We start from the raw sequence: 18,780 nt of genomic DNA on the forward strand, positions 1-18,780 counted from the left end.
CCAGTTCGGACCTTATTCCGGCGTTACGCTCCCGCTCTGCAAGCAGCATTGACCAATATGAGGGTGGGGACTGGTGAGGGGACATCACATGCGGCGGGGCAGACGGCTGCCGGCCGCGCTGATGGCAGCCGCGCTCAGCGCGGGCGGCCTCGCGCAACTGGGCGCCGCGCAGGCGGCGTTTGCGGACGAGACCGTCAACAGCGGTGTACAGACCGGGACAAGTGCGGCCGGAGCCAATCGTTCCAAGGCTGAAACCCACACTTCCGGAACGGCCACTTCCGGAGCAACTGCTGCCGGAACGGGCGCTTCCGGAGGCCAGGGCTCCGCCGCCGAGGCGCGCGCGCTCGCCCAGGCGAAGAGGACCGGCCGCCAGGTCGAGATCCTGGAGCGCCGCGACGAGATGTCGCAGGTGCTGGCCAACCCGGACGGCTCGCTCACCATGCGCCAGTACGTGCGCCCCGCCTTCGCCCGCGTCGGCGGCGCCTGGCGGCAGGCCGACGCCACGCTGGAGCGGGGCGCCGACGGCCGGCTCGCCCCGGCCGCCGCCACCTTCGGCATCTCCTTCTCCGGCGGCGGCACCGGCCCGCTCGCCACGCTCACCAAGAACGGCCGGGCCCTCTCGCTCTCCTGGCCGGACGCGCTGCCGCGCCCCCGCGTCGAGGGCGACACCGCCGTCTACCCCGAGGTGCTGCCCGGCGTCGACCTCAGCCTCCGGGCCGACGTGGACGGCTTCGCCCAGCACCTGGTCGTCAAGGACCGCGAGGCCGCCGCCAACCCGCGCCTGGCCGAGCTCTCACTGGCGCTGCGCACCGCGGGCGCCACCCTGAAGGCGGACGCCCAGGGCAATCTCACGGCCACCGACACCCGCTCCGGCGCCCGCCTCTTCAGCGCCCCCACGCCCTCGATGTGGGACTCCTCCCACCTGCCGAAGCAGGCCGCGGCCCAGCTGGCGCGCGGCGCGCGCCCGGCCGCCGAGACCGCGTCGCCCGCGCCGCACCGGATGAGCACCCGGGTCAGCGGCGACCGGCTGCGGATCACCCCGGACGCGGCGATGCTCAAGGACCCGCGGACGGTCTACCCGGTCGTGATCGACCCGGTCTTCTCCGGCGGCGGGCGCAACAACTGGGCCATGGCGTACAAGCAGTCGGGCAACTCCTCGATCGCCAACACCGCGTACTGGAACGGCGGCACCTTCAGCGACAAGCTGGCCCGCGTCGGCCACGAGACGTCGACCGACGGCACCGCCCGCTCCTACTTCCAGCTCAACACCAAGGGACTGGCCGGATCGAAGATCCTCTCCGCCACGTTCAACGTGTTCAACAGCTACTCCTGGTCGTGCACCAAGACCCCGGTGGAGCTCGGTCTGACCGGCCCCATCTCCTCCGCCACCACCTGGAACAAGCAGCCCGCCTGGAAGCAGACGATCCAGGCGAAGACGTTCGCGCACGGCTGGTCGGCCTCCCAGTGCGCCGCCGCGGGCGAGGACTTCGACGCCGCCGCGCTGAAGACCGCCGTGCAGGCGGTCGCGGACGCGGGCGACACCGACATGACCCTCGGCCTGCGCTCGCGCGACGACTACGAGGGCAACGAGCTGAGCTGGAAGAAGTTCCAGAACGACCCCAGCCTGGAGATCACCTACAACTCACCGCCGAAGATCGACTCCTCGGCCGCCTACCAGGGCTCCTGGGCGCCCGGCGCCGGCGGGCTCGTACAGCTCGCCTGCGCCACCGACCCGGCCGCGTACCCGGTCGTCGGCAACACCGGCCTCACCCTCACCGCGAAGGTCTCCGACCCGGAGGGCGGCCAGCTCACCGGCGCCTTCCAGCTCAAGGACGCCACCACCGGCGCGGTGATCGCCGCGCCGGCCTCGACGGTCGCCTCCGGCGGCTACGCCCAGGCCCGCATCGACGGCTCCGCGCTCGCCGACGGCAAGCGCTACACCTGGTCCGCGCAGGTCCAGGACGGCCTGGACAGCTCGGCGTGGACCCCGCTCTGCGGCTTCGGCGTCGACAAGAGCGCGCCCGCCCAGCCGACCGTGACCGCCACCGACGGCCACGCGCTGGACGTGGCGGAGGTGCCCGCGCGCACCGACCGCACGATCCGGTTCGCCTCCAGCGACCCGGGCGGCGTCGACGGCTTCTGCTACGCCCTCAACCAGCCGCTCTCCGTCTCCAACCTGAAGTGCCCCAGCGGCACCTATGTGAAGGCGGGCGCCGACGGCACCGCCACCGTCACCGTCCGGCCCGGCCTGTGGCCCAACAACCGGCTGCACGTGGAGGCGTACGACAAGGCGGGCAACACCTCGGCGTACAACGGCGGTTCGGGCCCGAGCGACACCACCCTGATCGCCACCGACCGGCCCGTGTACGTCCACGACTCCGCCGGGCGGGTCCACGGCGACCTGCCGGGCGACCTCGACGGCGACGGCCAGGTCGACCTGCTCGCCACCGCCACCGACGGCACCCTGCGCCTGCTCGGCGGCAAGGGCGACGGCACCCTGAAGGCCCCCCGCACCATCGCCTCGGGCGGCTGGAACGGGGCCCGCATCGCCCACCGGGGCGACTTCATCGCGGCCACCGACGGCCAGACGATGGACGGGTACGAGGACTTCTTCGTCAAGATCGGCAACAAGCTGTACCTGTACCCGGGCGACGGCAACGGGATGCCGCTGACCGCCCAGCGCAAGGAGCTGCTGCGCCCCACCGGCAAGGACAACGGCCCGCTGACCGGCGTCGGCGGCCTCTGCCTCGACGTGAAGTCCGGGGCCACCGCCAACGGCACCCCGCTGCAGATCTACACCTGCAACGCCACCGGCGCCCAGGACTTCCAGCTCACCGACGGCGCCCTCAAGGTCCTCGGCAAGTGCGCCGCCGCCGCGGGCAACGACCTGGCCGCCCCCGTCCAGCTGGCCGACTGCGACGGCGGCCCGGCGCAGCGCTGGCTCGACCGCGGTGACGGCTCCCTGCTCAACCAGGGCTCCGGCCGCTGCCTGGACACCGCGGGCGGCGCCGCGGTGAAGAGCACCCCGGTGCAGCTCCTCAACTGCGACGGCGACGCCACCCAGGACTGGGCCGTCCCCGGCACCTGGGCGGGCACCGGCCAGATCCTCACCCCGCGCGACGCCGACGGCATGCCCGGCGCCGACCTCATCGTCCAGGAGGGCGAGGGGATGTGGCTGTACTCCGGCACCGCCGAGGGCCCGCTCGCGGCCGAGCCCGGCTCGTACAAGCTGCTGCCCGCCAAGCAGTTCGGCTTCAGCTCCTGGGACCGCTTCGACTTCACCTCGCCCGGTGACGTCAACGGCGACGGCATCCCCGACCTGCTCGGCCGGCACGTCACCACGGACCCGGCGAGCGCCGACTACGGCAAGCTCTACCTGTACCCCGGCACCCGCACCCTGGACGCGGGCGGCAACAGCACGTACGGCATCGGCGCCCGGACCGTGTACGGCTCCGCCGCCTGGCAGTCCACGAACATCCCGCTCTTCGCGGGCGCGGGCAACGCCCAGGGCTCGGTGGTCGACACCGGCACGTACCTGAAGTTCGTCCCGACCGACGGCCAGGAGACCCCCGACTTCTGGGCGGTCTTCAAGGCGGCCCCCGGCGGCCTCCGCTTCTACCCGGGCACCCCGACGGCCCACGGCACGTCGACGGTCGTCGGCGACGCGGGACTGGTGGCGGACGTGGTGGGGCTGTTCTAGCCCCGGCCCCCGGCACACGTACGCGCCCGTCCCCGGCTGCCGGGGGCGGGCGCGTCCGTGTGGTGGGCCGGGCGGGGCGTCACCCGGTGGGGGACCAGGTGCGGCCCCGCATCAGATTGCCCAGGCCCGCCCAGGCGAAGTTCATCATCGTCGCCGCCGCCTCCTTGGCCGCGACGCCCTCCGTCTCGTTGGCCCAGCCCGCCAGCGACTCGGCGGCGCCCACCAGCGCCTGCGCCAGGGCCGACGCGTCGCGGTCGGCGAGGTCCCCGGAGCCGTGCGCCTCCCGGGCCGCCGCGCCGATCAGCGTGGTCACGAACGCCACGATCTCCTCGCGCATCACGGCCACCTCGGCCGCGAACGGCTCGCCGTGGGTGCGGGCCTGGCGGTGCAGGACGGCCCAGCCCTCGGGGCGCTCGGCGGTGTGCGTGAAGAACGCCCGCAGCCCCGACCAGAGTTGGGCGTCGGCGGGCCCCGCGACGGCGACCCCGGCCCGTACCGCCGTGACGAGCGCGCGGGCCTCGCGCCGGATGACGGCGGTGAACAGCTCTTCCTTGGAGTTCAGATAGAGGTAGACCAGCGGCTTGGAGACCCCGGCCAGCTCGGCTATCTCGTCCATCGACGCGGCCCGGTACCCGCGCTCGGCGAAGGTCCGTACGGCGGCGTCGAGCATCTGCTGCTCGCGCACGGCCCGTGGCATCCGCCTGGCCTTCCCCGCACCCATGTGTCGCGCCCCTCCCCCGGGATCTTCCGTCAGGGGCAAGGGTACGTGCGGGCGGGCTACTGGACGGCGCCGTCCTCCTGGGTGCGGTTGGCCTCCAGGCGCGCCTTGGCCGACTCGACCTTGGTGACGATCTGCGCGGACATCTCGTCGCGCTGCTTGCGCAGCAGCACGAAGCTGAGCGGCGCGGACAGCACCAGCGCCAGCAGGACCACCCAGATCACATTGGCGTCGCCGAGACCGGCGGGCATGATCCCGAAGTGGACCAGCGCGGCGACGAACACCAGACAGCCGACGAAGACGGCGATGCGCATCGCGGTGTACCGGACGGTTGCGCTCGGCTTGGCGACACTCACGGCTGACCTTCTCTCTGCGTACGGCACCTCGTGTCCCACCAGTGAAGCATGTCCGTTAATGGATCAATTCAGCGGGAGCAGCATGAAGACGTCGTCGCGGTCGTCGCCCTCCGCGACCCGGATCGCCCCGGGCACCCGGCCGACCTCCCGGTAGCCGCAGGAGGTGTAGAACCGCTCCAGGCCGAGCCCGCCCCGGCAGGTCAGCCGCAGCGCCTCTATCCCGTCGAGGGAGCGGCCCGCGGCGGCGACGGCCGCCATGAGGTCGCGCCCGTACCCGGCGCCCTGGTGGCGCGGGTGCACCATCACCGTGTAGACCCACATCCAGTGGCGCATCAGGGCGTGGGTGTTGTGCACGAGGAACGCGGTGGCGGCCACCGCCCCCCGCTCGTCGCGGCCGACGAGCAGCCGGATCCGCCCCTCGGCCATTCCGGCCAGGTGCTTGAGCAGCTCGGGCCGGACCTGCTCGGGAGAGACGGGCGGCACGAAGCCGACCGCACCCCCGGCGTTGGAGACGTCGGCCCACAGGGCGACGATCCCGTCCCGCAGTTCGGGGGTGACGGCCGGGTCCAGCCGGAAGGCGAGCGGCACGACGGGGCTCCGGATCAGATCCGCATCGCCTGCGGCGTCTCGCGCAGCTCGGGGTCGGGGCCCTCGTACTCGCGGATGATCTCGTACCGGGTGTTGCGCTCGACCGGGCGGAACCCGGCCTCGCGGATCAGGTCGAGCAGGTCGTCACGGGTCAGCTTGTTGGGCGTGCCGTAGTTGTCCGCGTCGTGCGTGATCTTGTACTCGACGACCGAGCCGTCCATGTCGTCGGCGCCGTGCTGGAGGGCGAGCTGGGTGGTCTGGAGCCCGTGCATCACCCAGAAGCACTTCACGTGCGGCACGTTGTCGAAGAGCAGCCGGGAGACCGCGAAGGTCTTCAGGGCCTCGGCGCCGGTCGCCATCGTGGTGCGCGCCTGGAGCTTGTTGCGGACCTTGCCGTCCTGCATGTCCACGAAGTCGTGCTGGTAGCGCAGCGGGATGAAGACCTGGAAGCCGCCGGTCTCGTCCTGGAGCTCACGCAGCCGCAGCACGTGGTCCACCCGGTGGCGGGGCTCCTCGATGTGCCCGTACAGCATCGTCGAGGGGGTCTTGAGCCCCTTCTCGTGCGCCAGCCGGTGGATCCGCGACCAGTCCTCCCAGTGGGTGTCGTGGTCGACGATGTGCCGGCGGACCTCCCAGTCGAAGATCTCCGCGCCGCCGCCGGTGAGCGATTCGAGGCCCGCCTCGATCAGCTCGTCGAGGATCTCGGAGGCGCTCAGCCCCGAGATCGTCTCGAAGTGGTGGATCTCGGTGGCGGTGAACGCCTTCAGACCGACGTCCGGCAGGGCCTCCTTGAGGGCCTTGAGCGAACGCGGGTAGTAGCGCCAGGGCAGCGTCGGGTGCAGCCCGTTGACGATGTGCAGCTCGGTGAGGTTCTCGCTCTCCATCGCCTTGGCGAGGCGGACGGCCTCCTCGATGCGCATCGTGTACGCGTCCTTCTCGCCCGGCTTGCGCTGGAACGAGCAGTACGCGCAGGAGGCGGTGCACACGTTCGTCATGTTGAGGTGCCGGTTGACGTTGAAGTGGACGACGTCACCGTTCTTGCGGGTGCGCACCTCGTGCGCGAGGCCGCCGAGCCAGGCCAGGTCGTCCGACTCGTAGAGCGCGACGCCGTCCTCGCGGGACAGCCGCTCACCGGCCCGGACCTTGGCCTCCAGCTCACGCTTGAAGCCCACGTCCGTGATCGATGCGGTCATGCGGCGGCCTCCCAGAAATCTCCGTACACAGCGTCCACCACGGTACGCCCCCGGTCACTCGGGCAGTTCTCCGACCCGGTTCTCCCACTTGGTGGAGAGCACGATCGTCGTACGGGTGCGCGAGACGCCCTTGGTGGAGCCGAGCCGGCGGATGGTCTTCTCCAGCCCGTCGACGTCCGAGGCGCGGATCTTGAGCATGTACGAGTCGTCGCCGGCGATGAACCAGCAGTCCTCGATCTCCTCCAGGTCGCGCAGCCGGCGGGCCACGTCCTCGTGGTCGGCGGCGTCGGAGAGAGAGATGCCGATGAGCGCGGTCACGCCGAGCCCGAGCGAGGCGGCGTTGACGGTGGCGCGGTAGCCGGTGATGACCCCGGCCGCCTCAAGACGGTTGATGCGGTCGGTGACGCTGGGTCCGGAGAGACCGACGAGCCGGCCGAGCTCGGCGTACGAGGCCCTGCCGTTCTCCCGCAGGGCCTGGATGAGCTGCCTGTCCACGGCGTCCATATACCTGAAGCCTTCCATTGCTCAGCAATACCGCGAGTTTAGGTGTAGAATCTAAGGTACACAGGGTCGAGGCCCTGCGAATGTTCCAACCGCTTGCATAATTTTCCATCAGATCAAAGACGATCTTTCAGGAGTGTCGACACCGTGTACACGATCGAGATGGCCTACGCCCGTATGCGCGAGCTTCAGGACCTGGCCAACCGCTCGCGTGCCCACCAGCCCACCACCGCTCAGCGCCGCGCGCCCAAGCGCGCCGCGAAGAAGCGCTAACCCGGAGGCCGGGAGCCCCCACCGAGCTCTCCCTCCCAACGGCGGTACAGGCTGTGCGGCACGCCCGCCGCGTCCAGCACCCGCCCCGCGACGAAGTCCACCAGATCCTGGATGTGCGTCGCCCCCGCGTAGAACGCCGGAGAGGCGGGCAGCACCACTGCGCCCGCCTCGTCCAGCGTCACCAGGTGCCGGAGCGTCTGCCCGTTCAGCGGCGTCTCCCGCACCGCGACCACCAGCCGCCGCCGCTCCTTGAGCGTCACGCTCGCGGCCCGCTGCAGAAGGTCCTTCGAGAGCCCCAGCGCCACCCCGGCCACGCTCGCCGTACTGGCCGGCACGATCAGCATCCCCCGCACCGGATACGACCCGGACGACGGACCCGCGCCGAGGTCCCCGGCGCTCCAGTGCCGCACCCCGTCGAGATAGCCGTCGCCCACGGGGAACGTGCCGGGCTTGCCGTCCGCCCCCCGCGCCAGCCAGGTGGCCAGGTCGTCGCGCCAGTGCGCGTCCCGGAAGGCGATCCCCGTCTCGTCGAGCAGCGTGAGCCGCGAGGCCCGCGAGACCACCAGGTCCACGCTCTCCCCGGCGTCCAGCAACCCGCGCAGCACGGCCGCCGCGTACGGCGTACCGGACGCGCCGGAGACCCCGACGACCCAGGGCACCCGGGCACCGGGGACTTCTCGCTGACTGTGTACGTTCACCTGCTCCACGTGTCCGAGCCTATCCGGCGGCCCGGGGGCCGGAGCCGTCACACCGAGAGCCCGCGCACCAGCAGGTCGAGGAGCGCGCAGACGAAGAGCGAGATCCCGATGAAACCGTTGGTGGTGAAGAACGCCCGGTTGAGTCGGGACAGGTCGTGCGGCTTGACGATCGTGTGCTCGTAGAGGAACGCGCCCGCCACGATCACCAGACCGGCCCAGAAGAACACCCCGGCGCCGGTGGCCAGCGCGTACCCGACCAGCAGCGCCGTGGTGACGGCGTGACAGGCGCGGGCGCCCCGGATCGCGTGGGGCACGCCGAACCGGGCCGGCACCGACAGGACGCCCGTCTCGCGGTCGGACTCGGCGTCCTGGCAGGCGTAGATCAGGTCGAAGCCGCCGATCCAGACGCCGACCGCCAGACCGAGCACCACCGCGTCCCAGGACCACTCGCCGGTGATCGCCAGCCAGCCGCCCACCGGGCCCATCGCCTGCGCCAGGCCCAGGATCGCCTGCGGGAAGTTGGTGAACCGCTTCCCGTACGGATAGACCACCATCGGGATCACCGCGACGGGGGCGAGCGCCAGACAGAGCGGGTTGAGCAGCCCGGCCGCGCCCAGGAAGACCGCCAGCGCGATCAGGGCGCCGGTCCAGGCCGAGCGCACCGACACCGCGCCGGTGACCAGCTCGCGCTGGGCCGTGCGCGGATTGCGGGCGTCGAGCTCGCGGTCGATGATCCGGTTGCAGGCCATCGCGAAGGTGCGCAGCCCGACCATGGCGACCGTGACCAGGAGCAGCTTGCCCCAGTGCATCTTCTCGTCGAGCTCGAACATCGCGGTCAGGGCGGCGATGTAGGCGAAGGGCAGCGCGAAGACCGAGTGCTCGATCATGACCAGGCGCAGGAAAGCCCTGGTGCGGCCCGGCTGCGGGACCGCTGCTGCGGAAGCACTCATCACTTGAGGCCGTACTCCTTCCAGCGGCGGTCGACCTTCGCCGCCGTGTCCGGGTCCGACTCGACCATGTGCGGCCAGCCGCCGTCCCGGGTGTAGCCCTCCTCGGGCCACTTCGCGGTCGCGTCGATCCCCGCCTTGCCGCCCCAGAACTGCTGGTAGGAGGCGTGGTCGAGGTGGTCGACCGGGCCCTCCACCACCGTCAGGTCACGGGCGTAGTCGGTGTTGCCGAAGGCCCGCCAGGACACCTCGTGCAGGTTGTGCACGTCGCAGTCGGCGTCGACCACCACGATCAGCTTGGTGAGCGACATCATGTGCGCTCCCCAGATGGCGTGCATGACCTTCTGCGCGTGCTTGGGGTACTTCTTGTCGATCGAGACGATCGCGCAGTTGTGGAACCCGCCGGACTCCGGCAGGTGGTAGTCCACGATGTCCGGCACGATGATCTTGAGGAGCGGCAGGAAGAACCGCTCCGTGGCGCGCCCCAGCGGCCCGTCCTCGGTCGGCGGGCGGCCCACCACGATGGACTGGAGCAGCGGGCGGCGCCGCATGGTGATGCAGTCGATCTTCAGCGCCGGGAACGGCTCCTGCGGCGTGTAGAAGCCGGTGTGGTCGCCGAACGGCCCCTCCGGCAGCATCTCGCCCGGCTCCAGCCAGCCCTCGACGACGACCTCGGCATTGGCCGGGACCTGGAGCGGCACGGTCTTGCAGTCGACCATCTCCACGCGCCTGCCCTGGATGAACCCGGCGAGGAGGTACTCGTCGATGTCACCGGGCAGCGGCGCGGTCGAGGCGTAGGTGACGGCGGGCGGGCAGCCGAAGGCGATGGCGACCGGCAGCCGCTCGCCCTTCTTGGCGGCCACGGCGTAGTGGTTGCGGCTGTCCTTGTGGATCTGCCAGTGCATGCCGATGGTGCGCTTGTCGTGGCGCTGGAGCCGGTAGAGCCCCAGGTTGCGCACGCCGGTCTCGGGGTGCTTGGTGTGGGTCAGGCCCAGGTTGAAGAACGAGCCGCCGTCCTCGGGCCAGGTGAACAGCGCGGGCAGCAGGTCGAGGTCCACGTCGTCGCCGGTGAGGACGGTCTCCTGGACCGGGGCCTCCTTCACCTTCTTCGGCGGCACGTGCACCATCGAGCCGAGCTTGCCGAACGCCTCGCGGACCCCGACGAAGCCCTGCGGCAGCTCGGGCTTGAGCAGCCCGCCGATCTTGTCGCTGATCTCCTCGTACGCCTTGAGGCCCAGCGCCTTCAGGAGCCGCCGGTCGGTGCCGTACACGTTCATCGCCAGGGGCATCGCCGAGCCCTTGACGTTCTCGAAGAGCAGCGCGGGACCACCCTCCTTGTTGACCCGGTCGACGATCTCCCCGACCTCCAGGTACGGGTCGACTTCGGCCTTGATGCGGATGAGGTCGCCCTCGCGCTCCAGCGCCCGGAGCAGCGAGCGAAGATCGTCGTAAGCCATGGGGTCAAGTATCGGTCACCGGTTACCCTGGGCCCGTCACCGGGGCCGTCAAGGGCCCCGCCGCCTTCCGCTGGGGGGACCACCCGAACATGCTCAGGTATCTGCCGTTCCTGCTGGTCCTGGCCGTGTGGATCTACGCGTTCATCGACTGCCTGAACACCCCCGAACAGGAGGTGCGCGGTCTGCCGAAGGTGGTGTGGGTGATCGTGATCCTGCTCTTCGGCGAGGTGCTGCTGGGGCCGGTCGCCTGGTTCTTCGCGGGCCGCCCGCGCCGGGTGGCCACCGCCCGGGGCGGCTGGACGGCCCCCGACGACAACCCGGAGTTCCTGGCCGGGCTCAAGCGCCCGAAGGAAGACCCCGAGAACTGAGGCTCGTCCCGCCCGTCATGGCCCCGGTGTCGCTCGGACACGCGCGCGGCGCCCCCGCACACCGTGGTGCGGGGGCGCCGCGCGCCGTGCGTGGGGGACGGGGCTAGACGCCCGCGTACGAGTGCTTGCCGTTCACGAAGATGTTGACGCCGTAATAGTTGAAGAGCCAGCAGCCGAAGGCCAGCAGCGCCAGCGTCGCGGCCTTGCGGCCCTTCCAGCCCGCCGTGGCGCGCGCGTGCAGGTAGCAGGCGTAGGCGACCCAGGTGATGAAGGACCAGACCTCCTTGGGGTCCCAGCCCCAGTAGCGGCCCCAGGCGTCGCCCGCCCAGATGGCGCCCGCGATGATCGTGAACGTCCACAGCGGGAAGACCGCCGCGTTGACGCGGTAGGCGAACTTGTCCAGCGAGGCCGCGGCCGGCAGCCGCTCCATGACCGAGGTGGCGAAGTTGCCGGGCTTGCCGCCCTCGGCCAGCTTCGCCTCGTAGCGGTCGCGGAAGAGGTAGAGCAGCGTGGCGACGGCGCCGACGTAGAAGACCGCGCCGCAGAAGATCGCGGTGGAGACGTGGATCCACAGCCAGTACGAGTGCAGCGCGGGCACCAGCTGGTCGCTGGCGGTGTAGAGGACCGTGACGGCCAGCCCCAGGTCCAGCAGGACCGAGGTGACCAGCGGCAGCCCGAGCCAGCGCACGTTCTTCTTCAGCGCGAGCAGCGTGACGTACACGCCGACGGCGACGGTGGAGAAGGTGATGTTGAACTCGTACATGTTGCCCCACGGCGCGCGCTGCACGGACAGCGCGCGGGTGAGGACACCACCGGCCTCGACGAGGAAGGCGAGGACGGTGAAGGAGACGGCGATGCGGCCGTAGAGGTCGCCCTTCACGTCGCCGCCGGACGCGCCCGGACCGTCGGGCACGTCACGGCTGCCCGCGGCGGAGCGGGTGACGACCTTGGGCCGCTCCAGGACGGCGGTGCCGCCGCCCTTCTTGGCGACCTGCACCTTGACCGTGCCGGAGTCCGCCGCCGCGCCCTCGGCGGTCAGCGCCGCCGCCGTACGGGCGACCTTGCTGCGGCTGCCGAGGATCCACTCCGCCATGTGCGCGAAGAAGGCCAGCAGATAGACCGCCATGGCCGAATAGATCAGGTAATTGCTGGTGTGCGCCAGACTCTCGTTGGTCGTAGCGGCGAGATTCACTTCTCGGCCCCTTCAGCTTCGGCAGGTGCGGAATCGGCGGAATCGGCCACCTGGTCCCTGGCGGGCTCAGGGGCGGGATCGGGCGCGGTCGGCGCCTCTGGAATGAGCGTGACCGCGAGATCGGCCAGCTCCTCGGGGAGCTTCGCGGACTCGCTCCGCCCAAGCCCCGCCATCTCGACGACGGTGACGCCGTCCTTACCGGTCACGGCCCGGACCCACACCCGGCGCCGCTGGATGAACAGGGAGCCGGCCAGGCCCGCGATGGCCAGGACCGCTCCGGCCAGCGCCAGGTCGTTGCCCGGCTGCTGGGAGATCTGGAAGCTCGCCCACTGCTTGATGTCCTTGTCGAAGGTGATCGACCCGGCGCCGTCCGGCAGGTCCAGGGTCTCGCCGGGCAGCAGGGTCTTCTTCAGGACCTTGCCGTCGGCGTCCTTGAACGCCTTCATCTTGTCGGTGTCGAGCTGGTACACGTTCTGCGGCAGTCCGGAGTTGACCCCGAGGCTGCCGTGGTACGCGCCGATGTTGAGGACGGGGAAGTCCAGCGCGGGGAACTGGGAGAACATCGTCCCGTTGCCCTTGCCGCCGTAGGTCGGCACGAAGAACGCGGCGAAGCCGAGCTGGTCCCACTTGCCCTTGGCGTCGGTGTAGCCGTCGTACACCTTGATGGCGCCGCTGGAGGAGATGTTGTTGTCGATGGGCAGCAGCGGCACCGCGCCGTGGAAGACGGTCTTGCCGCGGCCGTCCTTGACGGTGACGCTCGGCGCGTAGCCGTGGGCCAGGAGGTAGACCTTGGAGCCGTCGAGCACCAGCGGCTTGTTGACCTCGATGGCCTTCTTCTGCGGCTTGCCGTCGGCGCCCTCGGAGTAGGTGACGTGCGCGACGAACTCGCGGGCGGTGCCCCGGTTGGGGCCGCTGCGCTCGTACGTGGCGTCGAAGCGGTCCAGGGTGAAGCTGAACGGCGCGAGGTCGTCCGTCTTGAAGAGCGAGCCCGACTTGAAGTCGTCGTACTGGGTGAGGGTGTTGGAGAACCCGTCGCCCTGGACGATCAGCTTGCCGCCCTCGGACTTGAAGAGCTGGCCGACGGCGAACGCCACCAGGATCAGGATCAACGAGACGTGGAAGATCAGGTTCCCGGCCTCGCGCAGATAGCCCTTCTCCGCGGCGACCGCGTCGCCCACCACGTGCGTGCGGAAGCGGCGCTTCTTCAGCATCGCCGCCGCGGCCTCGCGCACCTGCTCGGGCTCGGCCTCGGTGCGCCAGGTGGTGTACGCGGGCAGCCGGGTCAGCAGCCGGGGCGCGCCCGGCGGACGGCCGCGCAGCTGGCCGACGAACTGCCAGGTGCGCGGGACGATGCAGCCGATCAGCGAGACGAACAGCAGGATGTAGATCGCGGAGAACCACACCGAGCTGTACACGTGGAACATGCCGAGCTTCTCGTAGATCGGCGAGATCGTGTCGTGGCGCTTCTGGAAGTCGGCGACCTTCAGCTCGTCCACGTTGGTCTGCGGGATCAGCGAGCCGGGGATCGAGCCGAGGGAGAGCAGCAGCAGCAGGACGAGGGCGACCCGCATCGAGGTCAGCTGGCGCCAGAACCAGCGCGCCCAGCCGATCACCCCGATGCCGACGGGGCCGTTGGAGAGGTCCTCGGCCGGGGCCGTGGACAGCTGGGACCCGGCCGCGCCCAGCTCCTGCTCGGCCTCGCGGGCCGCCGTCTGCGGCGCCTCTTCCGGGGCCGCTTCGGTCTTGCTCATGTTCAGACACCCACCTGGAAGCCGTTGGACCACACCTGCACCTGCTGGATGAGCTCCGCCCACGCGCCGGTGATCAGCAGCAGACCGGTCGCGATCATCATCACGCCGCCGGTCCGCATCACCCACGCGTAGTGCTTCTTGACCCAGCCGAAGGCGCCGAGGGCCTTGCGGAAGGCGACCGCCGCCAGCACGAACGGCAGTCCGAGACCGAGGCAGTACGCGACGGTCAGTATGGCCCCGCGGCCGGCGCTCGCCTGGTCCATCGCCAGCACGTTCACCGAGGTGAGCGTGGGCCCCAGACAGGGCGTCCAGCCGACGCCGAAGAGGGCGCCGAGTATCGGCGCCCCCGCGAGCCCGGTCACCGGCCGCTTGTGCAGCCGGAACTCACGCTGGGTGAGCCAGGGCATCAGCCCCATGAAGAACACGCCCATGAGGATCATGAGCACGCCGAGGACCTTGGAGATCGTGCTGTTGTAGTCCTGGAGCGTCTGGCCGAAGTACCCGAACAGGGCCCCGCCCGAGACGAAGACGGCGGTGAAGCCGAGCACGAACAGGCTCGCCCCGGCGACCATCCGGCCGCGCCTCGCCTCGGCCAGGTCGGTGCCGGTGACCCCGGTCACATAGCTGAGGTAGCCCGGGACCAGCGGCAGGACGCAGGGCGAGAAGAACGACACCAGTCCGCCGAGCACGGCGACGGGCAGGGCCACCAGCAGGGCCCCGCTCAGGACGGTGTCGTTCACGCCGGGTGCCGACTGGGCGGCGAGTACGGCCAGGGACGCGTCCACGGAATCACTTCTCCGCGATCAGCGGGTCGATCATCTGGTGGAGCTTCTCGTCGTCCAGCGCCATCAGCGCCCGCGCCGCGATCTTGCCGTCCCGGTCGAGCACGATGGTCGACGGAATGGCCTGCGGATTCAGACTTCCCTTGGGGAAGCGGAGAATGAGCTTGCCGATCGGGTCGTACAGGCTCGGATAGTCGGCGTCGAATTGCTTCTCGAAGGCGACGGCCGGGCCCTTGTCGGTGTCGCGGGTATTGATTCCCACGAACTCGACGCCCTTGGGCCGCATCTCCTTGGCCACCTTGCTGAGATAGGGCGCCTCGGCCCGGCAGGGCGCGCACCACGAGCCCCACACATTCAGCACGACGACCTTGCCCTTGAGATCGGCGACATCGAGCTTCTTGCCGTCGACGGTCTCGCCGGACAGATCGGGGGCGTCGTGCCGGCCCCCCTTGGCGACGGTGGAGATGCCGCCGGTTCCGGTGACGAACTTGGTGTCGCCCGAGCCGCCGGACGTGCCGCCGGAGCCGCACGACGTCAGGGTCAGCGCACCGGCGGCCGCGGCGGCCGTGACCAGCAGGAAGGCGCGGCGGCGGGGATGGGCAGGACTCACGGACATGTGAAAAGTTTCGCATGACCGTTTGGGGGATCTTGGGCACCCCCCTGAGTGCCCGTAAAGACCCTTGTCAACACCGCCTAAAGAGCCGCGCCGCCCGCCGCTCACGCCTGGCGCAGGAACGCGTTCCAGCCACCGGCGGGCTGCTGTCCCACCTGGAGCGTGCGCAGCTTGGCGAGCACCTTCGGGTCCTGGACGTCGAGCCAGTCGCAGTACTGCCGGAAGGAGACCAGGCGTACGTCCTTCTTGCCGGCCATCCCCTTGAACGCCTCCTCGACGGCGTCCATGTAGATGCCGCCGTTCCACTGCTCGAAGTGGTTGCCTATGTAGAAGGGCGCGCGATTGGTCTCGTAGGCGCGGTGGAATCCCTTGAGATACGCCTCGGTGGCCTGCTTGCGCCAGCCCGGGTAGTTGGCCGGCGGCGCCTTCGTCGAATTCTTCGACTGGTTGGCGAGGATGTTGTAGTCCATCGACAGGACCTCGAAGGAGTGCCCGGGGAACGGGATCGCCTGGAGCGGCAGGTCCCACAGGCCGTGCCGCTTGACCGGCCAGACCTGGGTGCCGCCGGGCGAGGAGGCGTCGTAGCGCCAGCCGAGCTTCTGGGCGGTCGGCAGCAGGTTGTCCTGGCCGCGCAGGCAGGGGGTGCGCCCGCCGACGAGCTCGCGCTTGTAGTCGAAGGGCAGCGGGTCCTCGTCGGTCCAGCCGGTGTTCGTCTTCCACTGGGTGACGAACGACATCGCCTGGTCGATCTCGCTCTGCCACTGGGCCGGGGTCCACTTGGCGACATCGCCGTGGCCGGAGCAGAAGTGGCCGTTGAAGTGGGTGCCTATCTCGTGGCCCTCGTTCCAGGCCCGGCGCACGTTGGTGAGGGTCGCCTTGATGTGGTCGTCGGTGAGGTAGCCGATGTCCGAGGCGCCGACCTTGCTGTTCGGCGGGTGGTAGAGCCGCTTCTTCGACTCGGGCAGCAGATACAGCCCGGAGAGGAAGAAGGTCATCGAGGCGCCGTGGTTCTTGGCGAGGTCCAGGAAGCGGGGGAAGAGGCCGTTGCCGACCTCGCCCGCGCCGTCCCAGGAGAAGACCACGAACTGCGGCGGGGTCTGACCGGGTTCGAGGGGGACGGGCTTGGGGGGCTGGTGGGGCTGCTTTCCGGTGTCGGCGGTCGAGCCGTCGCCGATCAGTTTGGCGTCGGCCTTCTTGCCGGAGCCCTGGGCGCCCTTGCCGGAGCCGTCGCCCGAACCGGCCTTGCCGCCGCCCGAGCCGTCTCCGCCACCGCAACCGGCCACACCGACCGCGGCAGCGGCCCCCAGTCCCAGTCCGAGCATTCCCCTTCGGCTGATCCCACGCATACCGTTCGTCCCCATCGCATCGTCGTCCCCGGTGTCCACACCGGCCACAGCCTGTGGACATCAGATGAGATGCCTATGAGTCCGGATTGGTTCCGTACAGTCGCACAAATCTTCGCAAATCGTACGGTTCGTCAGTTCTGCTGTACGCAGGGCGACAAGACGAACGCGCCCCCCGGAAGGACCCTTCGGGCCCGCCCCGGGGGGCGCGGACGGGAGCGTTCCGCCGGGCGGTGCGCTAGGCGCCGAACGCCTTCGACTTGCCCTTGACCGGCTTGGCGCCCGCCAGCAGGTGCGACGGCACCAGGTCCCGGGCGGGCTCGCTGTAGCCGACCGACACGATCTTGTCGCCCCGGTAGGTGAACGAGGTCAGCGAGGCCAGCGTGCACTGCCGCTTGCGCGGGTCGTGCCACAGCCGCCGCCGCTCCACGAACGAGCGCACGATCCAGATCGGCAGCTGATGGCTGACCAGCACCGCCTCGTGGCCGCGGGCCGCGTCCTTGGCCGCGTCCAGCGCGCCCATCATCCGGACGACCTGCTCCACGTACGGCTCGCCCCAGGACGGGCGGAACGGGTTGGTCAGGTGCTTCCAGTTGGCGGGCTTGCGCAGGGCGCCGTCGCCGACACCGAACGTCTTGCCCTCGAAGACGTTGCCCGCCTCGATGAGCCGCGCGTCCGTGCCGAGGTCCAGGCCGTGCGCCTTGGCGATCGGGGTGGCCGTCTCCTGGGCGCGCTCCAGCGGGGACGCCGCCACGTGCGTGATGTCGCGGCCCGCCAGGTGCTCGGCGACCCGGTCGGCCATCTGCCGGCCGAGCTCGGAGAGGTGGTAGCCCGCGCGGCGGCCGTAGAGCACGCCGTCGGGGTTGTGCACCTCGCCGTGGCGCATCAGGTGGACGACGGTGAGCTCGTTGCTGGTGTCGTTCATGCGGTGGCCTCCGCTGCGGCACGGGCGGCGACGGGCAGCGCGGTCGCGACGCGCTCGATCGCCCGCTCGTCGTGGGCGGTCGAGACGAACCAGGACTCGAAGGCGGACGGCGGCAGGTAGACGCCGTTCGCCAGCATCGCGTGGAAGAACGCGGTGAAGCGGAAGGACTCCTGCTTCTTGGCGTCCTCGTAGTCGCGGACCTCGTCCGGGGTGAAGAAGACGGAGAACATGTTGCTCGCCGTCTGGAGCCGGTGGGCGACGCCCTCCTTGGTGAGCGCGGCCGAGACCAGCCCCTGGATCTCCCGGGAGACCGCGTCGACCTTCTCGTACGCGGCGTCGTCGAGCAGCCGCAGCTGGGCGAGGCCCGCGGCGGTGGCGATCGGGTTCCCGGAGAGGGTGCCCGCCTGGTAGACGGGGCCCGCGGGGGCGAGGTGGGCCATCACGTCGGCCCGGCCGCCGAAGGCCGCGGCCGGGAAGCCGCCGCCCATGACCTTGCCGAAGGTCATCAGGTCCGGGGCGACGCCGTCGACGCCGTACCAGCCCGCCCGGCTGGTGCGGAAGCCGGTCATGACCTCGTCGGAGATGTAGAGCGCGCCGTTCTTGGCGCAGGCCGCCTTGAGGCCCGCGTTGAAGCCGTCGGCGGGCGGCACGACGCCCATGTTGCCGGGCGAAGCCTCGGTGATCACACAGGCGATCTCGCCCGGGTGGGCGTGGAAGGCCGCGTGGACCGCGTCCAGGTCGTTGTAGGGCAGCACGATCGTGTCGCCCGCCTGGGCGCCGGTGACACCGGGGGTGTCGGGCAGCCCGAAGGTGGCGACGCCGGAACCGGCGGCGGCGAGCAGCGCGTCGACATGACCGTGGTAGCACCCGGCGAACTTGATCACCTTGGCGCGGCCGGTGAAGCCGCGGGCGAGCCGGATCGCCGACATGGTCGCCTCGGTGCCGGACGACACCAGGCGGACCTGCTCGACGGGCTCGATCCGGGCGACGATCTCCTCGGCCAGCGCGACCTCGCCCTCACCGGGCGTACCGAAGGACGTGCCGCGGGCGACCGCCGCCTGCACGGCCTCGATCACCTCGGGGTGCGCGTGCCCGAGGATCATCGGCCCCCAGGAGCACACCAGGTCGACGTAGTCGCGCCCGTCGGCGTCGGTCAGGTAGGGCCCCGTACCGGACACCATGAACCGGGGCGTACCGCCCACGGCGCGGAAGGCACGGACGGGGCTGTTCACGCCGCCGGGCGTCACGAGGGACGCGCGGTCGAAAAGCGTCTGCGAAACTGGGGCGTCGTATTCGTACGGATAGCTCACACACGCCATGGTGGCAGAGGCCCGGACGTTCTTGCGGACAGGTGTTTCACCGCACCCCGGCGGGG

At 70.6% G+C, this 18,780-nt stretch carries 18 protein-coding genes; 3 read left to right on the top strand and 15 right to left on the bottom strand.

Going from position 1 to position 18,780, the window contains the following annotated elements; all coding sequences use genetic code 11:
• Window positions 1–88: 88 nt before the first annotated feature.
• Window positions 89–3,700, top strand: a complete 3,612-nt coding sequence (locus tag AB5J87_RS15330) for a ricin-type beta-trefoil lectin domain protein (RefSeq protein WP_369377199.1) — start codon at window positions 89–91, stop codon at window positions 3,698–3,700.
• A gap of 79 nt (window positions 3,701–3,779) precedes the next feature.
• Here AB5J87_RS15330 and AB5J87_RS15335 read toward each other — a convergent pair whose 3' ends face one another.
• The 5 genes from AB5J87_RS15335 to AB5J87_RS15355 form a co-directional block, all read right to left on the bottom strand.
• Window positions 3,780–4,421 carry a TetR/AcrR family transcriptional regulator gene (locus AB5J87_RS15335; protein ID WP_369377202.1) on the bottom strand — a complete coding sequence of 214 codons (642 nt, stop codon included), beginning with the start codon at window positions 4,419–4,421 and terminating at the stop codon, window positions 3,780–3,782.
• A 56-nt stretch (window positions 4,422–4,477) separates the two neighbouring features.
• On the bottom strand, window positions 4,478–4,774 hold the full coding sequence (locus tag AB5J87_RS15340; protein WP_369377203.1) for a DUF4229 domain-containing protein: 297 nt from the start codon (window positions 4,772–4,774) through the stop codon (window positions 4,478–4,480).
• Window positions 4,775–4,837: 63 nt separating this feature from the next.
• Window positions 4,838–5,362, bottom strand: a complete 525-nt coding sequence (locus AB5J87_RS15345) for an N-acetyltransferase family protein (protein ID WP_369377204.1) — start codon at window positions 5,360–5,362, stop codon at window positions 4,838–4,840.
• Between the two features lie 14 nt (window positions 5,363–5,376).
• Window positions 5,377–6,555, bottom strand: coding sequence for an aminofutalosine synthase MqnE (gene mqnE / locus AB5J87_RS15350; RefSeq protein WP_369377205.1), 1,179 nt, complete (start codon window positions 6,553–6,555; stop codon window positions 5,377–5,379).
• Between the two features lie 54 nt (window positions 6,556–6,609).
• Window positions 6,610–7,059: an Lrp/AsnC family transcriptional regulator gene (locus tag AB5J87_RS15355; RefSeq protein WP_067160265.1), complete on the bottom strand. Its 450-nt coding sequence runs from the start codon at window positions 7,057–7,059 to the stop codon at window positions 6,610–6,612.
• Between the two features lie 144 nt (window positions 7,060–7,203).
• Here AB5J87_RS15355 and AB5J87_RS15360 point away from each other — a divergent pair, with 144 nt between their 5' ends.
• The gene (locus AB5J87_RS15360) at window positions 7,204–7,329 is read left to right on the top strand and encodes a hypothetical protein (RefSeq protein WP_369377207.1); all 126 of its coding nucleotides are present in this window, start codon (window positions 7,204–7,206) and stop codon (window positions 7,327–7,329) included.
• Here the strand turns inward: AB5J87_RS15360 and AB5J87_RS15365 are convergent.
• From AB5J87_RS15365 to AB5J87_RS15375, 3 genes are read right to left on the bottom strand one after another with little or no spacing between them, the layout of a single operon-like run.
• Entirely contained in the window at window positions 7,326–8,036 is a 711-nt protein-coding gene (locus AB5J87_RS15365) for a UbiX family flavin prenyltransferase (protein WP_369377208.1), read from the bottom strand. The genes AB5J87_RS15360 and AB5J87_RS15365 overlap by 4 nt on opposite strands.
• Window positions 8,037–8,074: 38 nt before the next feature.
• The gene (gene mqnP, locus AB5J87_RS15370) at window positions 8,075–8,977 is read right to left on the bottom strand and encodes a menaquinone biosynthesis prenyltransferase MqnP (protein WP_369377211.1); all 903 of its coding nucleotides are present in this window, start codon (window positions 8,975–8,977) and stop codon (window positions 8,075–8,077) included.
• Window positions 8,977–10,431, bottom strand: coding sequence for a menaquinone biosynthesis decarboxylase (locus AB5J87_RS15375; RefSeq protein ID WP_369377213.1), 1,455 nt, complete (start codon window positions 10,429–10,431; stop codon window positions 8,977–8,979). The genes mqnP and AB5J87_RS15375 overlap by 1 nt, the downstream gene beginning before the upstream one ends.
• A gap of 89 nt (window positions 10,432–10,520) precedes the next feature.
• Here AB5J87_RS15375 and AB5J87_RS15380 point away from each other — a divergent pair, with 89 nt between their 5' ends.
• Window positions 10,521–10,799 carry a PLD nuclease N-terminal domain-containing protein gene (locus AB5J87_RS15380; RefSeq protein WP_369377215.1) on the top strand — a complete coding sequence of 93 codons (279 nt, stop codon included), beginning with the start codon at window positions 10,521–10,523 and terminating at the stop codon, window positions 10,797–10,799.
• A gap of 103 nt (window positions 10,800–10,902) precedes the next feature.
• Here the strand turns inward: AB5J87_RS15380 and ccsB are convergent, their stop codons facing one another.
• From ccsB to hemL, 7 genes are all read right to left on the bottom strand, one after another.
• Window positions 10,903–11,991, bottom strand: coding sequence for a c-type cytochrome biogenesis protein CcsB (ccsB, locus tag AB5J87_RS15385; protein ID WP_369377216.1), 1,089 nt, complete (start codon window positions 11,989–11,991; stop codon window positions 10,903–10,905).
• Window positions 11,988–13,742, bottom strand: a complete 1,755-nt coding sequence (locus tag AB5J87_RS15390) for a cytochrome c biogenesis protein ResB (RefSeq protein ID WP_369377217.1) — start codon at window positions 13,740–13,742, stop codon at window positions 11,988–11,990. Before AB5J87_RS15390 ends, ccsB begins: the two co-directional genes overlap by 4 nt.
• Window positions 13,743–13,744: 2 nt before the next feature.
• Window positions 13,745–14,527: a cytochrome c biogenesis CcdA family protein gene (locus AB5J87_RS15395; RefSeq protein WP_369377218.1), complete on the bottom strand. Its 783-nt coding sequence runs from the start codon at window positions 14,525–14,527 to the stop codon at window positions 13,745–13,747.
• A gap of 4 nt (window positions 14,528–14,531) precedes the next feature.
• Window positions 14,532–15,140, bottom strand: coding sequence for a TlpA family protein disulfide reductase (locus AB5J87_RS15400; RefSeq protein WP_369377219.1), 609 nt, complete (start codon window positions 15,138–15,140; stop codon window positions 14,532–14,534).
• A gap of 101 nt (window positions 15,141–15,241) precedes the next feature.
• Window positions 15,242–16,483, bottom strand: coding sequence for a hypothetical protein (locus AB5J87_RS15405; protein ID WP_369377221.1), 1,242 nt, complete (start codon window positions 16,481–16,483; stop codon window positions 15,242–15,244).
• Between the two features lie 235 nt (window positions 16,484–16,718).
• Window positions 16,719–17,405, bottom strand: a complete 687-nt coding sequence (locus tag AB5J87_RS15410; RefSeq protein WP_369377222.1) for a histidine phosphatase family protein — start codon at window positions 17,403–17,405, stop codon at window positions 16,719–16,721.
• Window positions 17,402–18,724 (bottom strand): glutamate-1-semialdehyde 2,1-aminomutase, encoded by a 1,323-nt coding sequence (hemL, locus tag AB5J87_RS15415; RefSeq protein ID WP_369377223.1) that lies wholly within the window; start codon window positions 18,722–18,724, stop codon window positions 17,402–17,404. The genes AB5J87_RS15410 and hemL overlap by 4 nt, the downstream gene beginning before the upstream one ends.
• Between the last annotated feature and the right edge of the window lie 56 nt (window positions 18,725–18,780).

The sequence above is a fragment of the Streptomyces sp. cg36 genome (assembly GCF_041080675.1).
GTDB lineage: Bacteria > Actinomycetota > Actinomycetes > Streptomycetales > Streptomycetaceae > Streptomyces.